The organism is Pseudomonas sp. Yb2C2 (genome assembly GCF_052112325.1).
GTDB lineage: Bacteria > Pseudomonadota > Gammaproteobacteria > Pseudomonadales > Pseudomonadaceae > Aquipseudomonas > Aquipseudomonas marginalis.
The window spans coordinates 26,265-41,034 of sequence record NZ_JAVAJK010000024.1 but is presented as its reverse complement, the minus strand read 5'-3'; the positions used below and the strand labels follow the sequence as shown (position 1 = coordinate 41,034).

10 protein-coding genes are annotated in these 14,770 nt (G+C 60.4%); 6 read left to right on the top strand and 4 right to left on the bottom strand.

What is annotated here, in order from left to right; all coding sequences use genetic code 11:
* Positions 1-27 precede the first annotated feature (27 nt).
* On the bottom strand, positions 28-1,332 hold the full coding sequence (locus Q8X51_RS26625; RefSeq protein ID WP_065927862.1) for an ATP-binding protein: 1,305 nt from the start codon (positions 1,330-1,332) through the stop codon (positions 28-30).
* A gap of 3 nt (positions 1,333-1,335) precedes the next feature.
* Positions 1,336-2,037 (bottom strand): response regulator transcription factor, encoded by a 702-nt coding sequence (locus Q8X51_RS26620; RefSeq protein ID WP_027606419.1) that lies wholly within the window; start codon positions 2,035-2,037, stop codon positions 1,336-1,338.
* 171 nt (positions 2,038-2,208) lie between these two features.
* On the opposite strand from Q8X51_RS26620, the gene Q8X51_RS26615 reads away from it, so the two are divergent.
* The 6 genes from Q8X51_RS26615 to Q8X51_RS26590 all read left to right on the top strand — a co-directional run bounded on the left by Q8X51_RS26615 (position 2,209) and on the right by Q8X51_RS26590 (position 10,211).
* The gene (locus Q8X51_RS26615; protein ID WP_065948647.1) at positions 2,209-3,366 is read left to right on the top strand and encodes an efflux RND transporter periplasmic adaptor subunit; all 1,158 of its coding nucleotides are present in this window, start codon (positions 2,209-2,211) and stop codon (positions 3,364-3,366) included.
* 12 nt (positions 3,367-3,378) lie between these two features.
* Entirely contained in the window at positions 3,379-6,468 is a 3,090-nt protein-coding gene (locus Q8X51_RS26610) for a multidrug efflux RND transporter permease subunit (RefSeq protein ID WP_407694594.1), read from the top strand.
* Between the two features lie 91 nt (positions 6,469-6,559).
* The gene (locus tag Q8X51_RS26605; RefSeq protein WP_053135146.1) at positions 6,560-7,201 is read left to right on the top strand and encodes a DUF1345 domain-containing protein; all 642 of its coding nucleotides are present in this window, start codon (positions 6,560-6,562) and stop codon (positions 7,199-7,201) included.
* A gap of 72 nt (positions 7,202-7,273) precedes the next feature.
* Complete coding sequence (locus tag Q8X51_RS26600; RefSeq protein ID WP_065927865.1) at positions 7,274-8,113, top strand: AraC family transcriptional regulator; 840 nt, start codon at positions 7,274-7,276, stop codon at positions 8,111-8,113.
* Between the two features lie 54 nt (positions 8,114-8,167).
* A complete protein-coding gene (locus Q8X51_RS26595; protein WP_065948649.1) occupies positions 8,168-8,773 on the top strand; it encodes a LysE family translocator in 606 nt (201 codons plus the stop codon).
* Between the two features lie 118 nt (positions 8,774-8,891).
* The gene (locus tag Q8X51_RS26590) at positions 8,892-10,211 is read left to right on the top strand and encodes a hypothetical protein (RefSeq protein ID WP_407694593.1); all 1,320 of its coding nucleotides are present in this window, start codon (positions 8,892-8,894) and stop codon (positions 10,209-10,211) included.
* 62 nt (positions 10,212-10,273) lie between these two features.
* On the opposite strand, the gene Q8X51_RS26585 is transcribed toward Q8X51_RS26590, so the two are convergent.
* Positions 10,274-12,484 carry an autotransporter outer membrane beta-barrel domain-containing protein gene (locus tag Q8X51_RS26585; protein ID WP_407694597.1) on the bottom strand — a complete coding sequence of 737 codons (2,211 nt, stop codon included), beginning with the start codon at positions 12,482-12,484 and terminating at the stop codon, positions 10,274-10,276.
* A 263-nt stretch (positions 12,485-12,747) separates the two neighbouring features.
* Positions 12,748-14,733: a hypothetical protein gene (locus Q8X51_RS26580; protein ID WP_407694592.1), complete on the bottom strand. Its 1,986-nt coding sequence runs from the start codon at positions 14,731-14,733 to the stop codon at positions 12,748-12,750.
* Positions 14,734-14,770 lie beyond the last annotated feature (37 nt).

The following is a 14,770-nucleotide window of genomic DNA, read 5'->3' as shown; positions in this document are numbered from 1 at the left end:
CAGTGTGCGCCTTCCCCGGGAGATTTTCTAATCGGCAGCCGTGGGCAACCACACCCGGAACCGTGCGCCGCCCAACGGCGAGGCCAGTGCGGTCAGGGTGCCACCTTGGGCCTCGAGGGCTCGCCGGCTGATGGCCAGGCCCAGGCCAAAGCCACCGGTGGAGCGGTCGCGGCTGCGGTCGAGTCGGTAAAAGGGCTCGAAGATACGCTCGCGCTGGTCCAGCGGAATGCCGATGCCATCGTCATCCACCCAGATTTCACAGCCTTTGGCGCAGACCTTGACGCCCACCTGAATGCGCTTGTCGCAGTAACGCGTGGCATTGCGCAACAGGTTCTGCAAGGCACGGGCGGTGAGGCGCGGGTCGAGGCTGAAGCGTTCCACAGCGCAGTCGAGTGCCACATCGATGACGATCTCGGGGTTTTCCAGCTCGTCATCGACGCTGCCCAACACGCTGTCGATAAATTCATCGAGCACCACCTCCACACGCTCGGGCAATTGCGTCGGGTTTTGCAGGCGACTGTAGGACAGCAACTCCAGCACCAATTCATCCAGCTCGCGAATATGCGCAACCAGGCCATGCAGGCGCTCGCGACTGGCCTCCGGCAAGTCCTCCGACAGCGCCAGGGCCAGGCCGAAATCCAGGCGTGTAAGGGGTGTGCGCAGTTCGTGGGAGACCGCGTTGAGCAGGTCGCGTTGCTGGTTGAGCAGGTGTTCGATGTCGTCGGCCATGGTGTCGAACACCGACGCCAGGCTGCCGATATTGGAGCTGGGCGGAATGTGCGTGCGCTCGGCCAGGTTGCCCTTGCCCAGTTGCGTGGCGGTGCTTTTCAGGCGTTCGAGATCGCGCCAGTGCGGACGCAGCCAGAACAGCAGGCAGGCCAGCAACGCCGCACCGATCAGCACGTTCATCGACCAGTACAACAGGTTCATGTCCAGCGGGTCTGGCGGAATGGTCAGCTTGACCACGAACTGCTCGTTGAGCGGCGAGCTGATGTCCTCCATCCAGCCAAACTCCCCCAGGTGAATCACGGGGTTGCCCTGCTCCAGCAGTTTGGCTTCCTGCGTGGTGTAGCTCGCGTCCTGGCGCAACAGCAATTGCACTTTGAGGGGCGCGAAGTCACTGCCCAGTTGCTCGGTCACCTGGGACCAGCGCTCCACCGGCGCGCGCAGGTACTGCTTGACGATCAGCTTCTGCATGCCCCGTGACTGCTCGACGTTGTAGTCCAGGTAGCGGTGTTCGAACAGTTGGATCACCAGCTTGGGAATCAGGAAGATCGCCGCGCTGTAGGTGACGATGGTGATCAGGTAAAGACGTAGCAGCACACGAAACATCGATCAGCATTCCCACTCGGAACGGCTGAACAGGTAGCCCTTGCCCCACACGGTCTTGATCTTGCGCGCTTCACCGGCGTGGTCGTCGAACTTGCGGCGCAGCTTGGAAATGGCCACGTCCACCGAACGGTCGGTGCCGTTGAACTCGATACCGCGCAGCCGTTGCAGGATCTGGTCGCGGCTGAGCACTTCGCCAGCATGCCGGGCCAGCACCACCAGCAGGTTGTATTCGCCGCTGGACAACTCCACCGCCTGTTCGCGCCAGGTCACCGTGCGTTCCGACAGGTCGATGCACAGGTTGCCCATCAGGATCTGGTCATTGGCCACCTGGGGCTCGGACAAACTGCTGCGCCGCAGCAAGGTGCGCACCCGCGCCAGCAGCACACGCGGCTCGCAGGGTTTGGTCACGTAGTCGTCGGCGCCCATTTCCAGGCCCAGCACCTGGTCGTGGCTGTCGTCGCGGGCAGTGAGCATCAGGATCGGCAGGCCCGCCGAGTCGGCGCGCAGCAGGCGGCACACTTGCAGGCCGTCGAGGCCGGGCAGCATCAGGTCGAGGATCACCAGGTCCGGCGGGTCGAGGCGCGCGCGCTCACGGACGTGGTCGCCACGGCTGAGCACACTGACGTGGTAGCCGTTGCGTTCCAGGTAGCTGGCAATCAGCTCGGAGAGTGCGGCGTCGTCTTCCACCAGGAGGATGTTGGGCATGGTGTTTCCAAATAATGCGGTTTGTTGGTGTGTTGCAGGATTGTGCAAGGATATACGCCCTCGGCGCCCCGCGCGCCGCACCTTACATTTCTTCACAGACGACCTACATAGCTTCACAGCACCACAGCGCCGGTGCCCTTAGGATGCGCCAGTCAATATTGGGATAAGAGCATGTCGAAGAATCTGTTTGCGCCATTTTGCCTGTTGGCCCTGATGCTGGCCCTGAGTGCCTGTGACCAATCGGCCGACGAAGCGCCGCAAATGCCCCTGGCCAAAGTGCGCATCGAAACCCTTGAGGCCAAGCCCCTCTCCATCACCAGCGAATTGAGCGGACGCATCGCCGCGCCACGCATTGCCGAAGTGCGCGCACGGGTGGCCGGGGTGGTGATGCAACGGGTCTTCAAGGAAGGCCATGACGTCAAACAGGGCGACGTGTTGTTTCGCATCGATCCGGCACCGTTCAAGGCTGACCTGGACAGCGCCCAGGCCAACCTGAGCAAGGCCGAGGCCAATGCGTTCCAGGCGCGCCTGCAGGAGCAGCGCTACAGCCAACTGGTGGAAGGCAATGCCATCAGCGGCCAGGACTACGACAACGCCCGCGCCAACCTGCGCCAGACCAACGCCGAAGTCGCCGCCAACAAGGCCGCCGTCGAGCGCGCCAGGTTGAACCTGGGCTATGCCACCGTGACCGCGCCGATTTCCGGACGCATCGGCCGCGCCCTGGTGACCGAAGGGGCACTGGTAGGCCAGAACGAAGCCACGCCCCTGGCGATCATCCAGCAACTGGACCCGATCCACGCCGACCTCACCCAGTCCACCCGCGAGCTCAACGACCTGCGCCGCGCCTTCCGCGCCGGCAGCTTGAAGCAGGTCGGCCAGGACCAGGCCAAGGCCACGTTGATCCAGGACGACGGCAGCCTCTACCCGCTGCCGGGCAAGTTGCTGTTCGCCGAGATCAGCGTCGACCCGGGCACCGGGCAGATCATCCTGCGCAGCGAGTTCCCCAACCCGGACCTCGACCTGTTGCCCGGCAGCTTCGTGCGGGTACGCCTGGAGCAAGCCGTCGACAAACAAGGCATCAGCGTGCCGCAACGCGCCATCACCCGCGACAGCGCCGGCATCCCCATGGTGCTGCTGCTCGACGCCGAGCAGACCGTCAGCCAGCAGCCGGTGGAACTGGGTGCGGTGATCGACGACCGCTGGGTGGTCAGCCATGGCCTCAAGCCCGGCGACCGTATCGTCGTCGAAGGCCTGCAGCACGCGCGCCCCGGTGAAAAAGTCGAGGTCGATGACAGCCCCACACCCGTTGCCCAGGCTTCCGGCCAATAAGGATCTTTGACAATGCCGCAGTTCTTTATTGACCGCCCGATCTTCGCCTGGGTGGTCGCCCTGTTTATCCTGCTGGCCGGCTTGCTGGCCATCCCGCAGTTGCCGGTGGCCCAGTACCCCAACGTCGCCCCGCCGAAGGTGGAAATCTACGCGGTGTACCCGGGCGCCTCGGCCCAGACCCTGGATGAAAGCGTGGTCAGCCTGATTGAGCAGGAGCTCAACGGCGCCGATCACCTGCTGTATTTCGAATCCCAGAGCAGCCTCGGCTCGGCGACGATTACCGCCACGTTCAAGCCCGGCACCCACCCGGAAATGGCCCAGGTCGATGTGCAAAACCGTCTCAAGGCGGTGGAGCCGCGCCTGCCCCAGGCCGTGACACAGCAGGGTTTGCAGGTGGAGAAAGTCTCCGCCGGCTTCCTGCTGCTGGTGACCCTCACCTCCAGCGACGGCAAGCTCGACGACGTGGCGCTCAGCGATTACCTGGCGCGCAACGTGATGAACGAGCTCAAGCGCCTGGACGGGGTGGGCAAGGCCCAGCTGTACGGTGCCGAACGCGCCATGCGCATCTGGATCGACCCGCAGAAACTGATCGGCTTCAACCTCACGCCGGCCGACGTGAATGCGGCGATCAGCGCACAGAACGCCCAGGTTTCGGCCGGCAGTATCGGTGACTTGCCGGGTACCAGGACCCAGGAAATCACCGCCGCGATCCTGGTCAAGGGCCAGCTGTCCACGCCGGCGGAATTCGCCGATATCGTGCTCAAGGCCAACCCGGACGGCTCCACCGTGCGCATCGGCGATGTGGCGCGGGTAGAAGTGGGCAGCCAGGAATACCAGTTCTCCACGCGCCTGAACGGCAAGCCGTCCACCGCCGTAAGCGTGCAACTGGCGCCTGGGGCCAATGCGCTGAACACCGCGACCCTGGTACGGGCGAAGATGGACGAGCTGTCGCGCTACTTCCCGGCCAATGTGGAGTACAAGATCCCGTACGACACCTCGCCGTTCGTCAAGGTCTCGATCACCAAGGTGGTCTACACCCTGCTCGAAGCCATGGCCCTGGTGTTCGCGGTGATGTTCCTGTTCCTGCAGAACGTGCGCTACACCCTGATCCCGACGCTGGTGGTGCCGATCGCGCTGATGGGCACCTTCGCCACCATGCTGTTGCTGGGCTTCTCGATCAACGTGCTGACCATGTTCGGCATGGTGTTGGCCATCGGCATCCTGGTGGATGACGCCATCGTGGTGGTGGAGAACGTCGAACGGATCATGGTCACCGAGGGGCTGTCGCCCAAGGACGCGACGAAGAAAGCAATGGGCCAGATCACCGGCGCCATCGTCGGCATTACCCTGGTGCTGGTCGCGGTATTCCTGCCGATGGCGTTCATGGCCGGCTCGGTGGGGGTGATCTACCAGCAGTTCTCGCTGTCGATGGCCACCTCGATCCTGTTCTCGGCCTTCCTCGCCTTGACCTTGACCCCAGCCCTGTGCGCCACGCTGCTCAAGCCGATTGCCAAGGGCGAGCACCATGCCAAGGGCGGGTTCTTTGGCTGGTTCAACAAGCGCTTCGAGCAGCTCACCGACCGTTACGAAGGCTGGGTCGCCTATGCCCTCAAGCGCAGCGGCCGTTACCTGCTGATCTACCTGGTGCTGTTGGTGGGCCTGGGGCTGATGTTCAGCCGCCTGCCCTCCTCGTTCCTGCCGGTGGAAGACCAGGGCTACACCATCACCGACATCCAGCTGCCGCCCGGCGCGAGCAAGAACCGCACGGTGCAGGTGGCCGAACAGATCGAAGCGCATAACGCCGGCGAGCCTGGGGTGGGCGACACCACCATGATCATGGGCTTCAGCTTCTCCGGTTCCGGGCAAAACGCGGCGTTGGCGTTTACCACGCTCAAGGATTGGTCGCAACGCGGCAGCGATGACTCCGCCGCCTCGATTGCCGACCGCGCCAACATGGCCTTCAGCGAGCTCAAGGACGCGATCGCCTATGCGGTCCTGCCGCCTCCCGTGGATGGCCTGGGCACCTCCAGCGGTTTCGAGTTCCGCCTGCAGGACCGCGGCGGTGTAGGCCATGCAGCCTTGATGGCGGCACGTACCGAACTGCTCGACGCCGCCGGAAAAAGCCCGATCCTGGCCAACGTGCGCGAAAGCGCCCTGGCCGAGGCGCCGCAAGTGCAGCTGGAAGTCGACCGCAAACAGGCCAACGCGCTGGGCGTCTCGTTTGCGGATGTGGGCAATGTGCTGTCTTCGGCCATCGGTTCGGCCTATATCAACGACTTCCCCAACCAGGGCCGCATGCAGCGCGTGGTGGTGCAGGCTGAAGGTGACCAGCGCAGCCAGGTGGCGGATTTGATGAAGATCCACGTTCGCAACAAGGATGGAAAGATGGTACCGCTGTCGGCGTTTGTCGAAGCCAAATGGACCCAGGGCCCGGCGCAACTGACGCGGTATAACGGCTACCCTGCCATCGCCATTTCCGGCGAGGCCGCACCCGGCCACAGCACCGGCGAGGCGATGGAGGAAATCCAGCGCCTGGTCAGCCAATTGCCGGCAGGCCTGGGCCAGGAGTGGACTGGGTTGTCGCTGCAGGAACGTTTGTCCGGCTCACAGGCGCCGATACTGTTGGGGCTGTCGCTGCTGATCGTGTTCCTGTGCCTGGCGGCGCTGTATGAAAGCTGGTCGATCCCGACGTCGGTGTTGCTGGTGGTGCCGTTGGGCGTGCTCGGCGCGGTGCTGGCGGTGACCTTGCGGGGCATGCCCAACGATGTGTTTTTCAAGGTCGGCCTGATCACCATCATCGGCTTGTCGGCGAAGAACGCGATCCTGATCATCGAGTTCGCCAAGGACCTGTATGACCAGGGCGAAGACCTCATCGACGCCACCCTGAAAGCCGCACGACTCCGGTTGCGCCCGATCATCATGACGTCGCTGGCGTTTATCCTCGGCGTGGTGCCCTTGGCGATTGCCACCGGTGCCAGTTCGGCGAGCCAGCAGGCGATTGGTACCGGGGTAATCGGCGGGATGATCACCGCGACCCTGGCGGTGGTATTTGTGCCGGTGTTCTTTGTGGTGGTCATGAAGCTGGTGCGCAAAAAGCGCTAAGGCTTTTTGGGGGACACTGTAACGGTGGCGGGCCCGCTTGCCACAACAAAAATGCGCTAAGGTGCTCACAGGTAACCATCTGTGAGCTGCCATGCCTTTTCTAGCCCGTACCCACCCTCGCCTCTCCGCCGCCGCTGTGCTCGGCCTTGCCGTCGGCATCCTGGCGCCGGCCGACACCCTCGCCAGCAAAATCCTCATCGGCTGGAACGCCGGGGTCTGGACCTACCTGGTACTGATGCTGTGGTTGACCAGCCGTGCCAGGGCCGACGATGTGAAGCGCATCGCCGAAATCGAGGACGAAAACGCCGGGCTGGTGCTGTTCACGGTGTGCATCGCCGCCATCGCGAGCCTCGCCACCATCACCTTCGAACTGGTGGGCAGCAAAGACCTGGCCACTTCCGAGCGCCTGCTGCACTACGGGTTTACCGGGCTGACGGTGATCGGTTCATGGCTGTTGATCGGGGTGATTTTCAGCGTGCATTACGCCCGCCTGTATTACACCTGGAACGGCAAGGAACCGGCGTTGCGTTTTGCCGAAGGACTGTTGACGCCGAACTACTGGGACTTCCTGTATTTCTCCTTCACCATCGGCGTGGCCGTGCAAACCTCTGACGTCGGCGTCGCCACCCGCGGCATGCGCAAGGTAGTGCTGGGGCAATCGCTGATCGGTTTTCTGTTCAATACGGCGATCCTGGGGTTCTCGATCAACATCGCCGCCGGGCTGTTCGGCTAGGCTGCACAAACCTTCTAGACGCCCTGGTGCCGTTGGGCGCTAATACCCTTACACATTCCGTCCCGGTGTTTTATGGCTGCGCATAATTGGATCGATCTGTCCCAGGACGCCGACACCGGCATCGAGACCCTGCGCGCGCATTTCGAGGGTCACGCCTATGACCCCCACTGGCATGACAGCTATCTGGTCGGCGTCACCGAACAAGGCGTGCAGCAGTTCAACTGTCGCCGCGCCCGCCACAACAGCGTGCCCGGCCAGGTGTTCCTGGTGGAGCCCGGTGAATTGCATGACGGCGACGCGCCCACGCCGGACGGCTTTACCTACCACATGCTGTACCTCGACCCGCAGTGGCTGGCGCGAGAAGTGAGTGCGGTGTTCGAAGAGGCGCCGCCCCATAGTCAATTGAGCTTCGCCACCACCTTGACCAGCGACCCGCGCCTGGCCCTGGTCACCAGCCAGGCCTTCCAGACGCTGCACAGCGGCGAACTGCGCATCGTGCGCCAGCGCGCCATGGACCAATTGCTCGAACACCTCACCGGCCAACTGTATTGGCGCAGCCGTTACCGTGAAGACCCACGCCTGCCGCAGGTGGCTCACAAGGCCCGGGAGTACCTGCACGCCCACCTGCATCACGATGTCGGCATGGACGAACTGGCCCTGGCCTGTGGCGTCGACCGCTTCCGCCTGAGCCGCGCGTTCAAGAGCGCCTTTGGGTTGCCGCCCCACGCTTACCTGGTGCAATTGCGCCTGGCCCGCGCCCGGCACGCATTGGCCAGGGGCGAGCAACCGGCCGACGTAGCAATGGCCCTGGGTTTTGCCGATCAAAGTCACCTGGGCCGCTGGTTCGTGCGCGCCTATGGACTGACACCGGCGGCCTACCGCAAGCGCTGCTCAAACCTTCCAGACAGGTAAGCCACAGGCTTGTGAAGATGGACAGCCCTGATCTGTTCATTGGAGTCCGCCTGTATGCCATCCACCTTCCTGCCCTTCCTGTTATTCGCCTTCGTTGCCTCCATCACCCCCGGGCCCACCAATATCCTCGTACTCAGCAACAGCGCGCGTCATGGCCTGCGGGCAGCCGTGCCGATCATCCTCGGGGCGTGCGCCGGTGCGGCGGGGATCGTGCTGGCAGTCGGTTCAGGCATCGGCGAATCACTGGTCCATCTGCCGCAAGTGCAAACCGCCATGCAATGGATCGGTATCGCCTGGCTGAGTTACCTCGCCTGGCAGATATTCAGCGCGCCGGCCCAGGCCATTGACACCGATGCCCCACAGAAACGCTTGGGCCTGCTCGGTGCGGCCAGCCTGCAACTGGTCAATCCGAAGACGTGGATGATGGCGTTGGCGGTGGTCAGTGTGTTTGCCGGGCAGGGAGAGGGGCGTGAGGCGCGGGTGTTGGCCTTGTCCCTGGTGTTTTTTGCGGTTTCCCTGCCATGTCTTGGGATGTGGGCGTTGCTGGGCGCAGGCTCCGCCCGCTTAGTGGGGTCGGCCAAGGCCATGCAACGCTTCAATCGATGCATGGCGATCCTATTGCTGGCGTCTGCCTGGCTGGGGATGTGGCACCCGGCGTAGACAACCGACGAATGGCACGGGGAACCTGTTAGTTCTGACAGTTGTGCGTTCGGCGCAGATGGCGCTGAATTGAGTCGCACACCACAGCAACCCATTTAAAGGGCGCGGGGGTTGATTCATGTCAGAACAACCGATGATCAATAATCTGGTTCTAAATGGCACCTTCGCCAGGCACGGGACCTCCTGGACCGCCACGGCCACCGCTCCAGGCCGGGTGGATTTTTCACGTCAACACTGCATCATCACTGCCACGGGACGCGCGGAACAGGAGGTGCCTGCTTCCGGCGGCACCTCCTACACCTTCAGTGCCTATACGTTGATTACCCATGAGGGTGCCGGTTCTGCCCGGCTGACATTTCGACCGTCGGATACAAGTGAATCCATCGGGCTGACGGGGAACCACGGCTGGACCCACCGATCGATCACGTTCAACACCCCCGCAGGCACGACCGGTATCACCGTACAACTGATCGGTGACGCCGGGGATGTGTGGTTCGATAACGTCAGGCTGGTGGAAGATGAAGGCACCGTCATCCCCATCGAATTGATTCAAAATGGTGATTTTGCCGAAAACAGCAAGGATTGGAGTATCACGGAAATTCCTCCTGGATCGGTCTCGATCCATGACAACAGGTGCCAGGCAAACCTGGGTGGATTCATTGAGCAGGTGATTACCGTCACGCCAGGACAAACCTACGATTTTTCCATTGAGGCAATGACCCCCTCAGGCGGTCATGGATTCGCAATATTCGAGCTCACACCGGACAACGTGCAGCAAATAGAACTTCGCGGCGACGGTGCCTGGGACACTTACACCTACTCGTTGACCATTCCGGAAGGCATACCGGAGTTCACGCTACGGATTCTGGGCGAGACCTTCCTCGTGGTCGACAACCTGTCCCTGAAATTATCCACTGCCTCAACAAACACGCCCAATTACCGCGCTCTTCACCCACACGGACACAACCCATCGCAGGAGAACTCAATCATGGCCACTGCAACCGCTCGAAAAGCAAAACGCCAAGAAACTACTGGGAGTTATTTTCAAGGCAAAATTGGAAGTAAGGATTTCAAGGCAGACTTTATTGAGCACGAATGGAGAAACCACTTTTGGCTGACTGAAGGCGCCATGAAAATCCCACCGGGTGAAACATCGAGACAAAGGGTGATTTTCAAATACCACAGCGAAGACTTGCCGTCCGGTCGTTATTCAATTCCAGACACCCAATCCCCCTCTCGATACTCGGTGATTCTCTTGACCGTCAACGACACGCCCGTCCCGGCTTATGAGGCACACCAGGGTACCATCGAGTTTTTTCACGACCCGAACGACAGTACTGTCAACGGCGCACTCGACGTTGACCTCCTGGATATCCACGGCAACGAAATAAATATGCAAATCCTGTTCAACACAAAAAATACCTCAGATGAGTCCTGACAAAACGCCCCGGATCCGGGGCGTTTTGTTAAACCTGTTTAAAGCGTACCGCCACTGTCGGATTACCAGTTATAGCGCACGCCGACATTCGCCCCCCACGGTTGATCAACATGCTTGCCCTGGCCGTAGTCGAAGTCGGCATGCACCTGCAGGTTCTGGGACAACGAGACCGAGAACCCCGCTCCCACTTCGATGCGGGAACCTGAGAGGTTATTGTCGAATGTCTGGTTGTTGACCATGACTTTGTTGTTCTTGACAAATTCATGGGCCACGCCGGCGCGCAAGTACGGCTGAAGCACGCTGCCATCGTCCAGTACGAAGTCACGCCCCACCGTTACGCCCAACTTGCCCAGTACCGAGTCGGTGTGATCGTTCTTGGCTTTCAGGCCGTTGTCCAGGCGATAACTCTTGCCTTGTACCGTCACCACGGAGGCCTGGGCGAACGGTTCGACAAAGAAGTCATCGTCGAGTTTGATATGACGACCGACCTCCACGGACGCACCCAGCGCATTGGTGCTGTAGTTACCTTTGGTTTGCTTGCCGTCACTCAAACCGACCTTGGCATTGTTGTTCAGGCGGTTGGCCTTGACCACCCCATCCAAGTAATACCCGCTCTCTTCATCCAGCCAGGTGGCATACAGGCCCGCATAGTAACTCTGCACCGTACCCGAGGTACCCCGGCTGAGATCCAGGTCGGAAGTACTGTGACCGGCCATCACCCCCAGCAACCATTGCCCGTCGCCTACCGGTGTATCGGCACCCAGAGAGAAACCGCGCTGGTTTTGATCGTAGGCTCCGCCGTCCCCACCGCTGATTTCGTACTTATTGCCGTAGGCACGCAGCCAACCGCCGGCTTCGACACCGCTATAGCGAAGGTCTCCCATGCGGCTGCGCAGGGAGGTCATTTCGCCATACCACACGGTCGGCGCCGTATTGAACAACGCCAGTACCGAGCGGGTACCTGGGCTGACGGTACGATTGTTCGGGTCGAGGAACCAATCGTTGCCTTCCTGCTTGAGTCCATAAGACCAGGCCCCAACATCCACCGCCCCGCCCAGCAACTCGAACTGCGCGTCACCGCCACCGGTATGGACGATATGCACCGCGCCAGGATTGCCGGGCTCTGCACCGCTACTGGCGAGCAACAGGCCATGATGACCGGTGGCCTCACCGCTGATATTCAAAAAGTCAGTCAGGCCCCGGGCAAAATCAGTGCCCATCGCAAAGGTGCCCTGGCCCGACAGGCGCTCCAGGTCCAACCGATAAAAAGCGTCATCGTCGCCGAACTTGACCACGCCGTCGGCCAGTCTCAGATCGCCGACCTGACTATGGCCGGTCATGATCCACAGGGACTCATCACCTACTTCCAGGGATGAAACGTTCTCCATGCGGCCGATCAATGAGGCCCGATCATTAAGCTTGAGATGAGCCTGGCTGCCGGACTCGACAATGACGTCACCTTGAAGCCAGCTGTTCTCGACCCTCATGTTCGCCGTGGAGTTGCCTTTTACTTCCAGCAAATGGCCATTGCCGCCGGTAAGGGTCGAGCCATTGCGTACCACAATATCCGCCACGGCGCCCTGGCCCCTGGCCCCCTGTACCAGCAGCGCAGCACCGGTGACGCCGGTCACGTGGGTTTGGTCCAGAAGCAGCGTATTGGCCCCCGGCGCATATCGGTCATAAGACATTTCCACGCCGTTGCGCCCACCAGTGATGTTGCTTTGATAGGCACGCGCCGTGGCGCTCTGCAGGCTCAACCCGAAACTGTCCGCGCCGGTACCGACTACCTGGCTATTTACGGTTTCCAGCAGGCTACCGCCGGTAACGGCGGCACCACCGGTTGCGCCCACGATGACACTGCCGTTTGCGGTTGCCGTGGACGCCTGGGTTGAGGTAGTAAATTTACCGACCAGCATCCCATGGTAGTCAGCACTGGAAATCACACTGTCGTTGATCTGTGCTGTGCTGCTGAGCAAAGTGATGCCGGTCTGGAACGCGCCGGAAGCGGTGACGCGACTGGCGCCTACATTCACATTCGAGCCGCCCTGGGCGACGACAGTGCCCATGATCAAGCTGTTCTGGCTGACATTCAGGCTCGAAGCATTGGCATAAACGTCCAGTGTCCGTCCGTCTATTACGTTGAGCGTGGCATTTTGCAGCTCAAACGTATCGATATAGGCGTCATGGTCAATGGTTTCAGTGCCATTCTCGATGAGCCTGGCATGGGCCCCAGGTGCCAGAAACAATAACGTTACAACAGACGGCACCTGCATCATTGCAACTAACGGTTTTAACTTGAAAAACGAATTGATATTCACAACACACCACTCATTCAACAGACATTCCGCGACGGAACGGTTCGGCCTATTTCCAGAGGGTTGGAGCCAGGCCACTCAAGGCCGCAAAACTACAGATTGGAATTACCTGCATATGTAGGACTAATCCCAATCTATCTGTATGAATGAATGCTTGCCCCATGAGCGTGTGCACTGGGATATTGGAACCGAGGGGTGCGCAAACACCCCCCGTAGACTTTTTAGGCCACGCCATCCTCTTGGGTGGTAGGGGGTTGATTTTCGCAGAACACGCCATTCAAGTCCGTGAACCGAGTGCGGGTCCACGCTCTCACGGAGGGTTGCTCTCCCTCTCCGGGGATGGGAACGAAGTAGTGAAAGTCCGCCGAGTTCCGGACCGCTGGCCGTATGACAGCATAGGGGACAGTTATAGTGAATCCGTTGGCCACCATGTCTGGCGTCAATGGCGGTGAGTGGATCGTCGTGGTCTCGCCCAGCTGGCTATCGCCGGTGATATCGCTGAACACCCGCACCTCACAGCGGATCACCATAAACTCCCTGAAGTAAGTCATATTTCCGGGAACCCTGACAGTGCCCGCAAACGTCGTGCGATTGAGATCGGTACACGACCAGAATGTGGTCGCCTTGGAAAAGGTTGCCGGCTCCAGTACGACCTTATTGGCATTGACAACCACCGGCTGTGGCGCAGAGCGCTGGATGTTGTCGTTGGTCGCCCACTCCAGCGTGTAGAAGACGTTGACTATACCGTTACCGACAGCACGAATTATCGACCAGGGTACGCTCATTGAAACGGTATCCCCCGGTCCTTCGGTCGTGATCGGCACAACGTCGAACGCATATTCAAAACTGCCCCAATACCCCCTCAGCACCGTGCCTGGCGCCGGAATAGGCGTGTCCCACAGTACGATTTCAACCGTAGCTTCCTTCTCGAAGTCATCTTCGGTCAGCTGGTTTTCCGCGTCTGGATCAGAGCCGTAGACCAGCACGGGATTGAGCAGCGGATTCTCCGGGTCGGTTCCAGGCGTGGGACCTGGCGCGGAAAAATCAATTTTGATGTCATGGGTAGGCGCATCGAATGGACTGCCGTTACGGTCGATAAAATAATCAATTGAGGTATCCAGTTCACCTGTGTTCGTACCGTAATGGGCCAGAAGCGCGGTCCTGCTGACGGGAAGCATTAACGGAAAGGGCAGATAAAAATTAACCGCGAAACGCTGTGGCGGCTGGCTACCGAGCGTCAGTTCGATTACATCGATCGTCGGCAGATTGTTGGCATATTCGCGAATAGCGACGTAAACCCCGGTCGGCTCATAAAGGTCCTCCAAGTCAAGCAGGCCATCATCAGGCAGAAGCGCCAAAGGTACATACGCTTCCAAGGGATCTGGTTCAGCGGTCAGATTCAACTTAACGCGCGCAGGGGCTGAGTCTTTGCTGATGTTGCCGGCGAGATCGATCAATTGGTAAAACAGGTAGTTGAGTCCCGCGCGGTTGCCGGTAATCAACGCCCACGGCACGGTAAAACTCAACGCAGCGGTTATGGGATAGGTGTCGATCGGCTCAGACAATTGTGAAGAGAAGTCGGGAGAAAAATACACGGCGATGCTAACGCCCAACTCGGCACCACCCGGAGCATCCGGAAAGGTGCACACCAGACCGTCCGGGTTGTCTTCAATATGTTGCTCAGTGATTTCATCTGTCAAATAGCCCGGAAAACTGGGCGCAGGCGGATAGTTGGGGCGTAGGGGCTCGGTGCGATCGACCTCCAGGGGCGCCCCCACCCTCAGCGGCGTGGGGGATGCGCCTTCATGAAGGATGTAGCCGATCTCATGCTGCCCTTCCGTCAGCCGGGAGACAGGGATGTCCCGGATAAAGGGTTCGTCAATAGGCTGGCGATCAGGGAATGTGGGGGTTTGGAATTGCACGCTATACATCGCCGCCCCCCAATTCGTGGAGCCTTTGCCGCGCATATGTATATCGAGTCGGGTGGTTGCCGGATCAAGATCTTCTTCCTCCGCCAACTCTGAAATATCAAACGTTACAGGAAGCGGTTTTCTCGCATCGATCTCCAAAATCAACCCGTTTTCATTCAGAGAGTCAAAGGTAGGCAGAGGCAGCGCCAAGCCCCCTGCTCTACGCCGGGACAAGAGTTCTTTATTAACCTCGCGCGATTGAATGGCAGCCTTCTGCTTTTTACTTAACGTAGTCATCTGTATTCTCCTTTTGCACTTGAAGTCACTCTTACAG